Source organism: Caldibacillus debilis DSM 16016 (assembly GCF_000383875.1).
Lineage (GTDB): Bacteria > Bacillota > Bacilli > Bacillales > Caldibacillaceae > Caldibacillus > Caldibacillus debilis.
In genome coordinates, this window is record NZ_KB912891.1 from 137,272 (window position 1) to 150,238 (window position 12,967).

The following is a 12,967-nucleotide window of genomic DNA, read 5'->3' on the forward strand; positions in this document are numbered from 1 at the left end:
TGAAGGTTCTGCATGCTTCGGCGGCCGGTCCCGGGCATGCGGCCGGATCGATCCCGCTCAGACGTTCATGTATTCCGCCTTGGCCGTCCCTTCGTTCCCGCCTTTTTTCCCCGGCAGGAGGGTTCCGACGAATCTTTCGATGCGGCGGATGGCTTCCTGCAGCTGTTCCATGGAGGTGGCGTAGGAACACCGGATGTATCCTTCCCCGCTTTCGCCGAAGGCGTTCCCCGGAACGACGGCCACTTTTTCCTTTTTGAGCAATTCTTCCGCGAAGGCCTCCGAAGTCAGGCCGGTTTTTTGTATGGAGGGAAAGACGTAGAAGGCTCCCCCCGGCATATGGCAGTCGAGACCGATTTTGTTCAGGGCGGCGACGAGGTAATTCCTCCTTCTCCGGTAGCTGTCGCGCATTTTTTTTACGTCTTCCTCATGGTTCCGCAAGGCTTCCATCGCCCCGTGCTGGAGCATATGGGGGGCGCACATGGCCGCATATTGATGGATTTTCAGCATCGCCTGGATCCATGGTTTCGGACCGGCGGCATACCCCAATCGCCAGCCCGTCATCGCAAAGGCTTTGGAGAAGCCGCTGATCAGAATCGTCCGCTCTTTCATGCCGCCGATGGCGGCGATGCTCGCGTATTCCCCGTCGTAAGTCAATTCTCCGTAAATTTCATCGGAAAAAACGATTAAGTCGTGTTTTTCGATGACTTCGGCCAAGGCCGCAAGCTCCTCTTTGTTGAAGCAGGTGCCGGTCGGGTTGTTGGGCGAACAGATTAAGATCCCCTTCGTGCGGCGACCGATGGCGGATTCCAGTTGTTCGGGCGTGATTTTAAATCCGTTTTCGGCGGGGGCGGGAATCGTTACCGGTTTTCCGCCGGCCAAGGTGACGAGGGCGGCGTAAGAAACGAAAGCCGGTTCGATGATCAGCACTTCATCGCCCGGGTTGAGCATCGCCCGGAAGGCAAGGTCCAATGCCTGGCTGGCCCCGATGGTGACCAGGATTTGTCCGGCATCGTATTTGACGCCGATTTTTTTCTGCAAGTAGGCGGAGATCTCCCGCCTCAGCTCGATGAGTCCCGCATTCGCCGTGTAGGAAGTATATCCTTCTTCCAAGGAAGCGATGGCGGCTTCCCGAATGCCCCAAGGCGTGACAAAATCCGGTTCGCCGACGCCCAAGGAAATCACATCTTCCATATTGCTCGCCAGATCGAAAAATTTGCGGATGCCGGACGGCCGCAGGCGGGCGGCTGTTTCGGACAGATAGCTTTCGGGATTTTTCATGGGGTGATCACCATTCTCCGGTCCTTATCTTGTTTTCCCTCGATGATGACCCCGTCATGTTTATATTTTTTCAACAAAAAATGGGTGGTAGTCGAGACCACGTTTTCGATCGTCGCCAGTTTTTCGGAAACGAAGGTGGCGATATCTTTCAAGTTTTTTCCTTCCACGGTGACCGAAAAATCATAAGTCCCGGACATGAGGTAGAGGGAGGTCACCTCCGGGTAGCGGTAAATCCGTTCGGCCACTTCGTCGAATCCGACTCCCCGTTTCGGCGTGACCTTGACATCGATCATGGCGACGACATGCTCCTTGCCATCGATTTTGTTCCAATCGATGAGGGCCGGATAGCTGACGATGATCTTTTCCTTTTCCAATCTTTCGATGATTTTTTTCACGTTCTCCGGGGTTGTCTGGACTTGCATGGCGATCGTTTCAACGGGCGTGCGGTGGTTTTCCTCCAAGATCGCCAAAATCTCCAATTCCTCCTTCGTCAGTCGCATGAACACCACTCCTCTGCAAGAAGTTTTCCTATTGGCCAGGCAGCGTTTGTTGAGGAATCAATTAAGTAAAGAATATTTTGAAAAAACAAATTTCACGGCCGCGCCGCGGGATTTGCCAGATTCCTTTCCCTTCCCATATTAACACTATGACAACATCCCTACAATAAAGAATCGGCTTTTAAAGAAAAAGGATGGGAAATGCCGCCTGCCGGATGCCGCCTTGCTCGAGCCCCTTGGGAACAGGGATTTCCACCGCCGAAGCATCCCATATATGGGCCCGTCCAATAAAACAGGCACTCCACATGGTGAAGTGCCTGCCTTTCCGTCAAACGCCGGCTTTATGATTCTTCCACGATTTTTTCAAATTCTTTCATCACGTTTGTGACTTGGGGGCCGATGACAATTTGCGCCAAACGGTCATTGACTTTAATTACACCGTGGGCCCCGGTTTGTTTAATTTTTTCTTCGTCGATGAGGGAAGTATCCTTCAGCTCCAAACGGATTCGAGTCATGCAGTTTTCGTAAGAAACAATATTTTCTTTGCCGCCGATATATTGAACAATTTTTCTGGCCATGTATTCATAATTGGAATGGGTCAGTTTCAATGACTGCTCTTCTTCCCCCGCGTCCGCGGCGAACACTTTGTCCTCAACTTGTCCCATGACGGGAATATTTTTCTTTTTAATAAGGAAGTAGAACGTCAAATAATACAATACGAAGAAGCAGATCCCAACCGGAATGATCATTAAGCCGTTGTCAGACAATCCCAGGTTCAATACGTAGTCGATGACGCCGGCCCCCCAGGAAAAACCGTGTCTGATATGAAGCAGATATAATACGGCGCCGGCCAATCCCGTGTAGACCGCATGGATAAAGTACAACAGCGGCGATGTGAACAAGAAGGTGAACTCAATCGGTTCCGTAATACCGGTTACAAAGGAAGTGGCCGCCCCGGAAGACATTAATGCCTTTGTTTCCGCTTTTTTGTATTTTGCCGCGCGGGCAATGGCCAAGGCGATGGCCGGGATGCCGAACAACATGGTCACGAAGAAGCCGCCGATGAAAAATCCTGCCGTCGGATCCCCGTTTAAAAAGCGGGTAATCTCTCCGTTGACGACTTCGCCGGTTTTCGTCGTGTACTCCCCGAGCCCGAAATAGACATACGTATTGATGACGTGATGCAAACCGAAAGGAAGCAAAAACCGGTTTAAAAATCCGAAAATGAAAATGCCGACCGCCCCCAATTTCACGAGGGTTTGGCTGAAAGCATCGATGCCGTTTTGCGCATAGGGCCAGACCCATGCGGAAATGCCGGCGACGGGGATCATCACCAGGACGATCATCGTGATCGGGAATTTTTCTCCGCTGAAGAAGGCGAACATGCTTGGGAGTTTCGTATCTTTAAATTGATTATAAATATAGGCCGCGAGCAGACCGGCTAATATTCCCCCGAAAACGCTCATATTCAATTCGGGATTCATGATCCGCAAGCCTTCTTTGAGGACGACGATGGCCAGATAGCCGGTGAAAGCCGGGATGCCTTTATCTTTCGTATTGGCGAAACCGATGGCGATCCCAATGGCGATAATCACATCCATGTTGCTCAAAATGATCCCGGATGCCTGGAACAAAGGAATATTCAGCATGTCCGGAGCCGTTAGCCGCAGGAGCAGCCCGGCGATCGGCAGCACGACAATTGGCAATAGCATACTTTTTCCCAATCTTTGCAAAAATTTTTTCATGTTGATCTCCTCCCGAATCCCGCATAGATTTTAGATATCTCGATAAGTGGCTAGTTTGATATCGGTAAAGGATTTCACCTTTCGGACGAGTTCCGGATGGATTAACATTTCCAGTTCATCCACCCGCGGATAAGCATAGGACGAGTTTGCGATCACACTTTTATCCAGATAAGCCGGATGGGTCATAATCTCTATCGAATCATAATTTTCGAATAGCTGTTCAAGGGTATGATCCTTTAAAACGGTTTCAATTTGATAACAAAAATAATCGGTCGTTTTTATTCCCTTTTGTCTCGCAGTATCCATCCAATCCTTTGGCATATTGCCCCGGACGGGCAAGCGATATTCCTTTGCCAGCGTCAAAAAGACTTCCGGAATATTTCCGAAGGAATGGATATGGTGATGGCTGTCCAAATGGGTGGGGATCAGCCCGAATGACAGGAATTTTTCGATTTGCGCCTTCCATTCTTCGTAAACCTCATCCAAATCGATGGTAAAGGCGCCTTTATAGTAATCCAATCTGCGGAAATTTCCGTTCATATCGGCAATCGTTTTATGATGCTTCAGCAACGGTTTCCCGCAGGTAAGGACGAGGTGCACGCCAACCCCTAAAGAAGGGTTGGCTTTGGCAAGTTCGGCTGCGTGCCCTGCACCCGGCATGTTTGTCATTAAAGTGGTGGATGTTAATATCCCCAATTGATGGGCGTCGATAATCCCGTAATTGACGGAACGGGAATAACCGAAGTCATCCGCGTTGATGATCAGTTTTTTCATTTTTGTCACCTCTTTCAGGAAGATTTATTTCAAATCCGGCCAATAGCCTTTGTTTGCCTCGATCAGTTCATCGAGAATCCGTCTCGCCTTATCCGTGTCGACCACCGTCCGATTCAAGGTTAAAGCTTGCAGGAGTTTCAAATAACTTTTTTCATAGTAGGCGTCGACCACTAATTTTTCATAGGCGAATTGCCCCTCGATTAAGCCTTTGTAAAAGGTCGGGATTTCACCGACGGCGAAGGGCTTCGGGCCGTCGCTCGTTAACACGCACGTGACTTCCACCATGGCATCTTGCGGGAGATTCGGAATGACCCCCCTGTTTTCCACCATGACGATAAAATATTGATGCAAGTTATACGCCAGCGATTCTGCGGCACGGATCATGTAGACGCCGTGAATATCCGCGTGAAGGTCTTCCCCGGCAGCCGTACCTTTTTCAATGATGCGCCGGCATAGTTCCCGAACCCTTTTTTCCCGGCCTTCCATCACTTGGCGGGCTCTCGTATGGTTCGGATCTTCTTTCTTCACCATTTCCTCGGGGTAGAGGTAATATTGCAAATAGGTATTCGGCAAATATTCAGGAAAGTCCATCAAGGTTTTCCTGGCTTGTTCAAAGGTTTTAATCCAGGACGGATCATTGGCAATCTCCGCATCTTCCGGTTTGAATCCTTTTTCGATGATCAAGTTTTTCAATCGTTCGGTAAGGTCGTTTCCGCTTTTGTCGTAAATTTTGGTAAACCAGCCGAAATGGTTCAGCCCGAAATATTCCGGAACCAGGTCCCAAACTTCCAGACCTAAAATTTTCGCATAGCTGACCATAATGGCGATGGGCATATCGCATATGTTTAAAATTCTCCGATCGTCGGGGAATTCTCTTTTTAATGCTTCAGCCACGATCGCCGCCGGATTGGTGTAGTTCAAAATCCAGGCATCGGGGGATTGTTTTCGGATGTCGTAAATCAGTTCGATCATATCTTTAATGGATCGAAGCCCGTAAGCCATTCCGCCGGGACCGCATGTTTCCTGGCCGACGACGCCGTATTTCAGCGGGATTTGTTCATCTTTTTCCCGCATCTTCAGTCCGCCGGTGCGAATTTGCACAAAAACGAAATCGGCGTTTTTAAAGGCTTCCTTCTTGTCCGTTGTGTAGGTGAAGGACCTCAGCTCCGGGTAGTATTCCTTCAGCAAAATTTCCGTGGCCTTCGCATTCAGCGCTTGCCTTTTTTCATCGATATCGTAAAAGACAAGGCTTTCCAGGGGGAAATTCTCTTTTTCGGCAATCAGGCTCATGACCATCCCGATCGTGTAAGTGCTTCCACTGCCTGCAATCACAAGGCGCTGCTTTTTCATCGAAGAGGCCTCCTCAAGATGTGAAGTATTGGGATACTTCATATATATCATAAATTAGATACAAATACAATACAATTTTAATACAAATATGAAGACATTTTTTCGCCGATCGGGGAAAAACCATGGAATTACCTCATTTTGTAAAAAATAAATAATGAAAGACAAAAAAATTTGTTATATATTTGTATTTAAACATGGTGAAATTTTGGAGGGAATCTAATCGTGAACCGATCAACGCCTCTCTATCGGCAAATCGCATCAAGAATCAAAGAAGACATTATCTTGTCGAATTTGGGGAAGGATGAAGCGATCTTGCCGGAAAACAAACTGGCGGAAAAATACAAGGTGAGCAGGGTCACGATTCGCCGGGCGATCGATTTGTTGGTGAAAGAGGGGATTTTATATAAAATTCAAGGCAGCGGCACGTATGTAAAAACGGAAAAGATCAATCACGATATTTACAAGCTTCAAGGGTTTACGGAGGAAATGCTGCAGCTGCAGCAAAACCCGATCAATAAAATCTTGGAATTTCGCCTGGAATATCCGGACCGGCAAGTTCGGGACATTTTGCATTTGAAGGAAGATGAGCGGGTGTTTTTCGTACGCCGTTTGCGCTGTGTCGGGGAGGAGCCGATGATATTGGAGGAAACCTATCTGCCGGAAAAACTGTTCCCGGATCTGTCCGTTGAAGTGATGTCGAAATCCAAATACGACTATGTTGAAAGGAAAGGGTATCAAATTAAGGAGAGAAGAGGGGAGATTTCGGCGATTTTCCCGAACAAGAGCCTGAATCAATTGCTGCGGACGCCAAAAGACCTGCCGCTCATTTACATGTCTGCCTGGGCATATTTGGAAGACGGCACCGTATTTGAATATACGAAACTTTATTTTCGAAGCGACAAATACACCTTTAAGTTTTCTTCCAAGCGGATGTAAGGCGGCTAAGGAAGGGCCGGTCCCTTTCGCCAAGTTTCTGAAAATGCATATCAAGGCGATGAAGTCCAAAAATTTGTGTAAAAAGAAGCGGGCGCAAAGCGGATCCATTCCCGGAAGGCGATGTTCCCTTGACTGGGAGCAGGATTTTACACAAATAGGAGGACTTGATCTATCAAGGCTCTTTTTGAGGGGCGCCGTCATGACAATCGGGTTTTTCATTTTGTTGCGGCATGTTTTTTCCGGTTTGGGCTGGGTCTTTGCGGCTTCCGGCGGAGACGGGGCCGTGGCCGGACCCCGGATGATGAATTCCCGGTTCAAATTTTCCTTTTTTCTCGCAGATTCCTTTTCCTTTGTTCATGATCCTGCCTTTCTGATACGGCATCAGCCGGAGAAAGGGCTGCCCGCCGCCAGAATGCTGGCCACGAAGATTTTATCCTCATAAAATTCACCGGCGTTGGCGGCAATCCCGTTTTGGTTTTTATTCCGAGAAACGGGCTGCCGATTCACGAACTTATCCCGTCTATAAAAACGTATCTGACGGGCCCCATGCGTTCCCCGAATGCGGCTGCCGAAACAGCATGAGCAAATCTTACGCATTGCCCAGTTCCGCAAATTGGCGCACCATCTCCTTGAATAAATCCTCCTCTTCCAAAAACGGGACGTGGTTGCTTTGGTTGAACACGAACAGTTTGGAATCCGGCAGCAACCGATGGATTTCTTCCGAGAACGGGAGCGGGCATTGGGCATCGTATCTGCCGCAATAAATGAAGGCCGGAACGGGGACATGTTTTAATTTCTCCCGAATGTCGTAGTTGGGCAATTCGTGAAACGAAAAGTAATCCAATCTATTTTGCACGACCCTTCCGCTGCTCGGCCTGGAAAAATAGTCCTCGAATTTCTCCGGCCTGTAAAGGGACATTTCCGTCCATTCCCTCATGGCCTTTGCCCGTTCTTCCTTCGCGGATGACGGGGATTTCAGGATGGAAAACAAGGCTTTCAGCCTTTTGTTCAATGGGCTTTTCGGACTGTACATGCTGCCTTCATGTTCCATGTAATCCTTGCTTGCGGAGGCCCCGCCGATCAAGATTTTTGTTAAGGAACGGGGGAAAATGGCCGCATAGACCAGCCCGAGCATCCCGCCGGCGGAATGGCCGGCGAATCCCCATTTCTCGATGCCGAGCGCTTCCCGGACGGATTCCAAATCCTTGCATGTTTCTTCCATGCCCAGTTCCCGCTCCGAATCCGCTTTGCAAGAGTTTCCCGCCTCTTTCAAGTTGGTGAGATAAACTTTGAAATGGCCGGTAAATGCATCGGCAAAATAATAGCCCCGTTCGTTGAATTCGCTATAGAAATGGGTAATGCAGAGCGGGCTGCCCTCGCCCCGGGTGAATATCTCGAACTTTCCCCTGCGGGTATCCGCCATTTCTCTTTGCCACATACGAAAACCTCCTAAAAAAGAAAGAATCCCGGCCCAACGGCTGCAGTTGGCGGGGAAATGGAGCTCCCCGCGTTCCCTAAAAAGGAAAGCATCCTAACTCAACTTTTTTCATGATTCGCCATCCGGGCAGCGATTTCCTTCAGGAAAAGTTTTTGGCGAATGAACGGCCCGACCGGGCCGCGGAAAGGGGGATTCATCCGCGGATGAAGGAGGTTTTCCCTGCTGTATGGACAGCCATTCGGGATTCATCGCGAAGGATGGGTGGTGAAAGGAAAAATGAGCCATCCGCAAACGGTGATGCCGCGCATATCGCCGGCCGCCCCCGGAGGCCGGGAAAAGCGGTCCGATCCGTTTGGGCCCGGCTGTCCGTGCGGCCAAAGGGCGGACCCGATCGGCCCTTCCGGCGGCCAAAAAATGGAAGGGATTTTTCCTGCCGAAAGGCCGCGGCGATTGAAGTTTTCCTTCATTTTTTTATTGACATGGCTTAAGAAGGGTGATAGAATTTCAATCATCATGAAAATTTAATAAGGCAGTACCTAGCTCTTATCAAGAGAGGTGGAGGGATGTGCCCGATGAAACCCGGCAACCGTCAATGCGTATGCATTGAAATGGTGCCAATTCACACAAAGTGAAGCGATTCACTTTGAGAGATGAGGGAGAGGTAATCGATTGTTTCGTAATCGTGCGCCTTTCTGCTCATTGTGGAAAGGCGCTTTCCTTTTATGGATGGCGACAGGGAAAGGGGTGGAACGTTTTGATCTCCGTGCAGAACTTAACAAAAATTTTTCCGGCGAAAAACGGAGATGTTACGGCGGTTGACCATGTCAATCTGGAGATCAAAGAAGGAGAAATATTCGGGATTATCGGTTACAGCGGCGCCGGGAAAAGCACCCTTATCCGCCTGCTGAACGGATTGGAGACCCCCACGTCGGGTTCGGTCATTATCGACGGGAAGGAAATCCACAATATCCGCGGCGCGGAATTGCGAAAGGCCCGGCAGCAGATCGGGATGATCTTCCAGCATTTTAATCTCCTCTGGTCGCGGACGGTCCGGGAGAATATTTCATTCCCGTTGGAAATTGCCAAGGTGCCGAAACAGGAACGGAAAAAAAGGGTCGATGAGCTGATTAAACTGGTCGGCTTGGAAGGAAAGGAGGATGCCTATCCTTCCCAACTGAGCGGGGGGCAAAAACAGCGGGTCGGCATCGCCCGGGCGTTGGCGAACAATCCGAAGGTGCTGCTTTGCGACGAGGCCACGTCGGCCCTGGATCCGCAAACGACCGATTCGATTCTGGAGCTGCTCGTCGACATCAACCAAAAACTGGGCTTGACGATCGTTCTCATCACCCATGAAATGCATGTCATCCGCAAAATCTGCCATCGGGTGGCGGTGATGGAGGCGGGAAAAATCGTCGAGGTCGGCCCGGTCTTGGAAATATTTAAACGGCCGAAAGCGGAAATCACGAAACAGTTCGTCCGGCAAGTTACCGAAACGGAAGAACCGTCGGAAACCATCGAACATCTTTTCCGCAAATATCCCGAAGGAAAATTGGTCAAACTCACCTTCGCCGGGGAATCCGTCGAAAAACCGATCATCGCCAAACTGATCAGGGAAACCGGTCTGGACATCAATATCCTGCATGGAAACATTTCGCAAACGAGAAACGGCGCCTATGGTTTCCTGTATGTGCAAATGGCCGGAGATCCGGAAGCGTTGGCGAAGGCCTTTGAGATCTTATCGGCGGAACAGATCGGCGTGGAGGTGATGAAAAATGTTTAGCGCCATATTTCCGAATGTGGATTTGGCGAAAGCATGGCAAAAGACATGGGAAACCCTCTATATGACCGGAATTTCCATTATTTTTATATTTTTACTTGGAATTATTTTGGGATTATTGGTGTTTCTGACCTCGAAGGGCAATCTGTGGGAAAACAGATGGATCTATGGCATTATTTCCGGATTGATCAATATTTTCCGTTCCATTCCCTTCGTCATTTTAATCGTTTTATTGATTCCCTTTACGAAATTTCTCGTCGGGACGATGATCGGGGCAGACGCCGCCCTTCCCGCATTGATCATCGGTTCCGCTCCATTTTATGCGAGGATGGTGGAAATCGGCCTGCGGGAAATCGATAAGGGGGTGATTGAGGCGGCAAAGGCGATGGGGGCAAACACCTTCACGATCATTTTTAAGGTTTTGCTGCCCGAATCGATGCCGGCATTGGTTTCCGGCATTACGGTGACCGCCATCGCCCTCGTCGGATATACGGCCATCGCGGGCGTCATCGGGGCCGGCGGCCTCGGCGACTACGCGTATCTGGACGGATTTTCGCAAAATCAAAACGATGTGACCTTTTTCGCCACCCTGTTGATCTTACTCATCGTCTTTATCATCCAATTTATCGGAGATTTTATAACGAAAAAATTGGATAAACGATGAACGGCCGCCGCAAGGACGGGGGATGGGTCCCGGAAAACTGCCGGAAATGGCGGGACACCGGCCCGGTCTTTCCGGCTTCCGGAAAGGATCAAGATCCGGCAAATCCCTTCGGACGGGAAGGCCGGATCAAGGGTTCGGCGGCATTTGAAGCGGGTTAATTGATCCGATAAGGATTGAAACAATAATACAAAGGGGGATTTTTCATGAAAAAATGGCTTGTCGCACTTTTCGCTGTAGCCTTGATTTTCGGCCTTGCGGCCTGCGGGAAATCCGAGAAAACCGGAGGCTCCGATGAAGGGGAATTGAAAAAGATCGTCATCGGGGCGACGAATGAACCCCACGCCAAGATCCTGGAAAAGGCCAAACCGATCCTGAAAGAAAAAGGCATCGATTTGGATATCCGCACCTTCAGCAAATATGAACTGATCAATCCGGCCTTGAATGACGGATCCTTGGACGCCAATTACTTCCAGCACATTCCCTATTTGGAAGCGCAAATGAAGGAATTCGGCTACAAATTTGCCAATGCCGGCGGGATCCATATCGAACCGATCGGGGTTTATTCGAAAAAGTACAAATCCCTGGATGAACTTCCCGACGGGGCGACGATCATCATCAGTAACAGCGTGCCCGACCACGGACGCATTTTGACATTGCTTGAGAAAAACGGGCTAATTAAACTGAAAGACGGGGTTGACAAGGTCACGGCTACCGTAAAAGATATTGCGGAAAATCCGAAACATTTGAAATTCAACTACGAGTATGCCCCGGAATTGCTGCCCCAAATCTACAAGAACAACGAAGGGGATGCGGTCGTCATCAATTCCAACTACGCCCTCGACGCCGGATTGAATCCGGTGAAGGACAGCATCGCCATCGAAGATTCGGATTCGCCCTATGTCAACATCATCGCCGTCCGCCAGGGGGATGAAAACAAAGAAGAGATCAAGACGCTGGTGGATGTCCTCCATTCGAAGGAAATTCAGGACTTCATCCTGGAAGAATGGGGCGGAGCGGTCGTTCCCGTCGATAAATAAAAAGGGTGTGTTCCTCCTCCGGGAGCGTCTTAAGGGCCAAGATCGTCCGGCCCGATGCGGAAACCGTCCCGTTTCCGGGGACCGGGCGGAGCGGGGTTTCGCAAAGAAATAAAACGCAGATGATTCCACGTCGAGTGTCCCAAAAATGGATTTTGGGGCACTTTCTTTTATCCCGTTTTCTGATAAAATAATAAGATCAAATCATCCGCAAGCCTCGAAGTCTCCCCGCAGATCCCGGATTTTTGATAAAATGGATTAAACAGAATCTTTGCTGATTTCCCTGGTTTCGTTCCCTTTCATTCATCGTTGATAAAATGGAATCCCCAATCCGGCCGTTCCGTTTTCATTCGGCTTCAGGATCCCGGCCCGAACCCATCCGGAAAATCCCGTTCCCGCGGGCCTTTTCAGGAAACCGGACCCGGGCAAGGGCGGGCCCCAGGCCGCCGGACAAGAAGGGAAACAGCCGGCCAAGCCTTTAACCGCCATCCGGCCAAGGCTTCGGCAAGGATTCAAGGGTCTCCATGTACGGCGGAAACCATTTTCCGTCCACATCTTGGTGATTGCATCCGTGGAAAAGTTAACCCGGCAAGTTGAATATACTTTTCATTTGTTATAATATTGTAATGAGAATAAATTGAGAATGAACATTGAATGGAATAATGGAGGTATAGACATGGCGAGTTCAACATTAACCATTAAAGACTTGCATGTTGCCGTTGAAGGCAAAGAAATTTTAAAAGGGGTCAACCTCGAAGTGAAAACCGGCGAATTCCACGCCATCATGGGCCCGAACGGCACGGGGAAATCGACCCTTTCCGCGGCCATCATGGGCCATCCGAAGTATGAAGTCACCAAGGGAACCGTCACCCTCGACGGGCAAGATGTTCTGGAGATGGAAGTGGACGAACGGGCCAGAGCCGGTCTTTTCCTGGCCATGCAATATCCGAGCGAAATCAGCGGCGTCACGAACGCTGACTTTTTGCGCACGGCGATCAACAGCCGCCGGGGAGAAGGAAACGAAATCCCGCTGATGCCGTTCATTAAAAAATTGGATCAAACGATGCAATTGCTGGAAATGGATGTCAACATGGGCCAGCGCTACGTCAATGAAGGGTTCTCAGGCGGGGAGAAAAAACGGAACGAAATCTTGCAGCTGATGATGCTCGAACCGAAAATCGCCATCCTTGACGAAATCGACTCCGGTTTGGACATCGACGCCTTGAAAGTCGTGGCCAAAGGGATTAACTCGATGCGCAACGAAAACTTCGGCTGCATCATCATCACCCACTATCAACGCCTGTTAAACTACATCACGCCGGATTACGTCCACGTCATGATGCAAGGCCGCATCGTGAAATCCGGCGGTCCGGAATTGGCCCTGCGCCTCGAAGCGGAAGGATACGATTGGATCAAAAAGGAACTCGGCATTGAAGACGAAACGGAAGATGAAGAGGTCGGGCAAGAAGCCTAG

The 12,967-nt window shown here is 49.7% G+C and carries 11 protein-coding genes and 1 riboswitch; of the genes, 5 read left to right on the plus strand and 6 right to left on the minus strand.

Annotation, left to right across the window (positions count from 1 at the left end; translation table 11 throughout):
* Positions 1-57: 57 nt before the first annotated feature.
* The 5 genes from A3EQ_RS0110590 to A3EQ_RS0110615 form a co-directional block, all read right to left on the minus strand.
* Positions 58-1,278, minus strand: coding sequence for an aminotransferase (locus tag A3EQ_RS0110590; protein WP_020155153.1), 1,221 nt, complete (start codon positions 1,276-1,278; stop codon positions 58-60).
* A complete protein-coding gene (locus tag A3EQ_RS0110595; RefSeq protein WP_020155154.1) occupies positions 1,275-1,778 on the minus strand; it encodes an Lrp/AsnC family transcriptional regulator in 504 nt (167 codons plus the stop codon). The genes A3EQ_RS0110590 and A3EQ_RS0110595 overlap by 4 nt, the downstream gene beginning before the upstream one ends.
* 338 nt (positions 1,779-2,116) lie before the next feature.
* Positions 2,117-3,520 carry a PTS transporter subunit EIIC gene (locus A3EQ_RS0110605; protein ID WP_020155156.1) on the minus strand — a complete coding sequence of 468 codons (1,404 nt, stop codon included), beginning with the start codon at positions 3,518-3,520 and terminating at the stop codon, positions 2,117-2,119.
* Between the two features lie 30 nt (positions 3,521-3,550).
* Complete coding sequence (chbG, locus tag A3EQ_RS0110610) at positions 3,551-4,294, minus strand: chitin disaccharide deacetylase (protein ID WP_020155157.1); 744 nt, start codon at positions 4,292-4,294, stop codon at positions 3,551-3,553.
* Positions 4,295-4,318: 24 nt separating this feature from the next.
* Positions 4,319-5,644 carry a 6-phospho-alpha-glucosidase gene (locus A3EQ_RS0110615; RefSeq protein ID WP_020155158.1) on the minus strand — a complete coding sequence of 442 codons (1,326 nt, stop codon included), beginning with the start codon at positions 5,642-5,644 and terminating at the stop codon, positions 4,319-4,321.
* A 222-nt stretch (positions 5,645-5,866) separates the two neighbouring features.
* Between A3EQ_RS0110615 and A3EQ_RS0110620 the strand changes: the two genes are divergently transcribed.
* Complete coding sequence (locus A3EQ_RS0110620; protein ID WP_051091413.1) at positions 5,867-6,580, plus strand: GntR family transcriptional regulator; 714 nt, start codon at positions 5,867-5,869, stop codon at positions 6,578-6,580.
* A 589-nt stretch (positions 6,581-7,169) separates the two neighbouring features.
* Here the strand turns inward: A3EQ_RS0110620 and A3EQ_RS0110630 are convergent.
* The gene (locus A3EQ_RS0110630; protein ID WP_020155161.1) at positions 7,170-8,018 is read right to left on the minus strand and encodes an alpha/beta fold hydrolase; all 849 of its coding nucleotides are present in this window, start codon (positions 8,016-8,018) and stop codon (positions 7,170-7,172) included.
* A gap of 540 nt (positions 8,019-8,558) precedes the next feature.
* Positions 8,559-8,675: riboswitch (SAM riboswitch) on the plus strand.
* Positions 8,676-8,772: 97 nt separating this feature from the next.
* On the opposite strand from A3EQ_RS0110630, the gene A3EQ_RS0110645 reads away from it, so the two are divergent.
* The 4 genes from A3EQ_RS0110645 (at position 8,773) to sufC (ending at position 12,967) form a co-directional block, all read left to right on the plus strand.
* Complete coding sequence (locus tag A3EQ_RS0110645; protein ID WP_020155164.1) at positions 8,773-9,798, plus strand: methionine ABC transporter ATP-binding protein; 1,026 nt, start codon at positions 8,773-8,775, stop codon at positions 9,796-9,798.
* Positions 9,791-10,459: a methionine ABC transporter permease gene (locus A3EQ_RS0110650; protein ID WP_020155165.1), complete on the plus strand. Its 669-nt coding sequence runs from the start codon at positions 9,791-9,793 to the stop codon at positions 10,457-10,459. The genes A3EQ_RS0110645 and A3EQ_RS0110650 overlap by 8 nt, the downstream gene beginning before the upstream one ends.
* A 203-nt stretch (positions 10,460-10,662) precedes the next feature.
* The gene (locus tag A3EQ_RS0110660; protein WP_020155167.1) at positions 10,663-11,496 is read left to right on the plus strand and encodes a MetQ/NlpA family ABC transporter substrate-binding protein; all 834 of its coding nucleotides are present in this window, start codon (positions 10,663-10,665) and stop codon (positions 11,494-11,496) included.
* Positions 11,497-12,169: 673 nt separating this feature from the next.
* Entirely contained in the window at positions 12,170-12,967 is a 798-nt protein-coding gene (gene sufC / locus A3EQ_RS0110675; protein WP_020155170.1) for a Fe-S cluster assembly ATPase SufC, read from the plus strand.

Bases quoted from the DNA above. Each gene is read 5' to 3' on its own strand.
- A3EQ_RS0110590 (WP_020155153.1), bottom strand. From the start codon at position 1,278: ATGAAAAATCCCGAAAGCTATCTGTCCGAAACAGCCGCCCGCCTGCGG.
- A3EQ_RS0110595 (WP_020155154.1), bottom strand. From the start codon at position 1,778: ATGCGACTGACGAAGGAGGAATTGGAGATTTTGGCGATCTTGGAGGAA.
- A3EQ_RS0110605 (WP_020155156.1), bottom strand. From the start codon at position 3,520: ATGAAAAAATTTTTGCAAAGATTGGGAAAAAGTATGCTATTGCCAATT.
- chbG (WP_020155157.1), bottom strand. From the start codon at position 4,294: ATGAAAAAACTGATCATCAACGCGGATGACTTCGGTTATTCCCGTTCC.
- A3EQ_RS0110615 (WP_020155158.1), bottom strand. From the start codon at position 5,644: ATGAAAAAGCAGCGCCTTGTGATTGCAGGCAGTGGAAGCACTTACACG.
- A3EQ_RS0110630 (WP_020155161.1), bottom strand. From the start codon at position 8,018: ATGTGGCAAAGAGAAATGGCGGATACCCGCAGGGGAAAGTTCGAGATA.
- A3EQ_RS0110650 (WP_020155165.1), top strand. From the start codon at position 9,791: ATGTTTAGCGCCATATTTCCGAATGTGGATTTGGCGAAAGCATGGCAA.
- A3EQ_RS0110660 (WP_020155167.1), top strand. From the start codon at position 10,663: ATGAAAAAATGGCTTGTCGCACTTTTCGCTGTAGCCTTGATTTTCGGC.
- sufC (WP_020155170.1), top strand. From the start codon at position 12,170: ATGGCGAGTTCAACATTAACCATTAAAGACTTGCATGTTGCCGTTGAA.